At 71.6% G+C, this 2,197-nt stretch carries 2 protein-coding genes; one reads left to right on the plus strand and one right to left on the minus strand.

All coding sequences use genetic code 11. The features are described 5' to 3' along the window. Positions 1–1,280, minus strand: a 1,280-nt coding sequence (locus AE652_RS39970) for an acyltransferase (RefSeq protein ID WP_049660598.1), incomplete at its 3' end; no start/stop codon positions are given. 129 nt (positions 1,281–1,409) lie between these two features. On the opposite strand from AE652_RS39970, the gene AE652_RS39975 reads away from it, so the two are divergent. Further along, entirely contained in the window at positions 1,410–2,069 is a 660-nt protein-coding gene (locus AE652_RS39975; protein WP_049660599.1) for a trimeric intracellular cation channel family protein, read from the plus strand. Positions 2,070–2,197 lie beyond the last annotated feature (128 nt).

Consider the following 2,197-nt stretch of genomic DNA (forward strand, 5'->3'; position numbering starts at 1 on the left):
CGGTCCAGCGCCCGGGCCACCCGGCGGCCGAGGCGCTGGAACGGGATCTCGACCAGCCGGTACGACAGGTAGGAGAGCACCACGAGCGCCCCCAGGTAGCCGAGGGTGAGCGCGGCCTGCCCCGTCGGCCCGACGATCGGCGGGTAGCCCTGGAGCCTCCAGCCGACGAAGTACATCAGCGGCCCGTGCAGCAGGTAGACCGAGAAGCTGATCGTGCCGAGCCCGCTCAGCCAGCGCGGGAAGCGGCGCCGGCGCAGCAGCATGGCCGCCGCGAACAGGGCCCAGGCGGCCAGGTAGGCGAGGGAGAAGGACTGCCACGAAGGGGTCCAGGTGTGCCAGAGCGCGGTGTCCCGGTTGTACAGGTAGCCGACCGTGATGCCGGCGACGACCACGAAGGCGCAGCAGAGCAGGGCCGGGAGCCGGTCGAGCAGGCCGTGCTCCAGCCGGTACAGCACGGTGCCGGCGAACATCGTCGCGAAGATCAGCATGGTCTCGAAGCCGGTGCTCCGGTTGTTCACCGTGATCAGGACCAGGCCCAGGCCGCCGAGCAGCAGCGCGCCCCAACGGGTCAGGTCCGGACGGGCGGTGGCGATGCACGCCATCGCCATCAGCACCACGATCCCGGCCACCGCCACCAGGTGCCTGGTGGCCGCCAGGTCCACCGAGATCCCGCCGATCGGCAGCCAGGTGCCGAGCACCAGGGCGACGGACGCGAAGCCGACCGCGATCGGCGCGCTGTTCCGGTGCCACCCCCGCACGAACAGCGCGCACACGAAGTAGTAGAAGACCATCTCGTAGGTGAGCGACCACATCACGCCGATGGCGCTGGGCACCCCCACCAGGTCCTGGAGCAGCAGGCCGTTGGCGGCGAGCGACAGCACCGGGTGGTCGAAGGGGAAGCTCTGGACGATCTGGCCGCCGCGGGGCAGCACCAGCAGGCTCACCACGATCGTGACGGCCACCGCGGGGTAGATGCGGAAGAGCCGTCCGGTCCAGAACGCCCGGACGTCGCCGCGCCGTTCCAGCGACGCCGGGATGATGTACCCGCTGACCAGGAAGAACAGCATCACGCCGAAGAAGCCGAGGTCCAGCTGGCGCGGCACCCGGTCCGCGTGGGGGATCTTGCCGAGCAGACCGAAGTGGTGCATGGCGACGGCGAGGGCGGCGACGCCGCGCAGCGCGTCGAGCCAGCCGAGCCTGGCGGAGGCGGGCGGTTCCGGCGGCGACTTCGACGGCTCCGGCGGTGACGCCGGGGCCGACCTGGGCTTCACGAGCTTCACAGGCGGAGGCTAGCCGAGCTGCTCCGGCCGGACGGCGCGCAAGCCGTCCGGCACCCTTCCGGCGGTGCGTTCGCATCCGGAGAACGGACGTTCACCGGCACATCCGTGCACATCGGGTACACATGGACGGTGACATCCCAGCTCTTCCCGACCGACGTCCAGCAGTCGCTGGACCTCGTCGGCATCTTCGTCTTCGCCCTCTCCGGGGGCCTGCTCGCCGTCCGCAAGAACATGGACATCTTCGGCATCTGTGTACTGGCGGAGGTCACCGCCCTCGGCGGCGGCGTGATGCGCGACCTGGTGATCGGCGCGACCCCGGTCGCCGCGTTCACCAACCTCGGCTACTTCGTGACCCCGCTGGGCGCCGCCCTGGTGGTGTTCTTCCTGCACCCGGAGGTCGAGCGGATCAACCGGGCGGTGCAGACCCTGGACGCCCTCGGGCTCGGGCTGTTCTGCGTGACCGGCACCGCCAAGGCCCACGACTTCGGACTCGGCGCCGTCGCCGCGATCGCGCTCGGCATGGTGACCGCGGCCGGCGGCGGCGTGATCCGCGACATACTCGCCGGGGAAATCCCCTCGCTGCTGCGCTGGGACCGGGAGATCTACGCCGTCCCGGCCCTGGTCGGCGCCACCGTCGTCGCCCTGCTGATCGCCACCGACCGGCTCACCGGCGTGACCGGCACCGCCGCCGCGCTCACCGCCTTCGGGCTGCGGATGCTCGCCCTGAAGTACGGCTGGCGTGCCCCGCGGGCCTGGCACCGCAACGGTTCTCGCACCAGCGAGGAGTAGGCGAGCCGCCGTACGCGAGCGAGATCGCCTCGGCCGTGCAGAGCAGTTCCGGCACCATCCTGGCCAGTTCGGCCGGCGGAACCTCGCTCGCCGGGGCGCTCAGCGCGCAGGCCGCGACCGTCCGCCCG

The organism is Kitasatospora sp. MY 5-36, from assembly GCF_001182915.1.
Taxonomy (GTDB): Bacteria; Actinomycetota; Actinomycetes; order Streptomycetales; family Streptomycetaceae; genus Kitasatospora.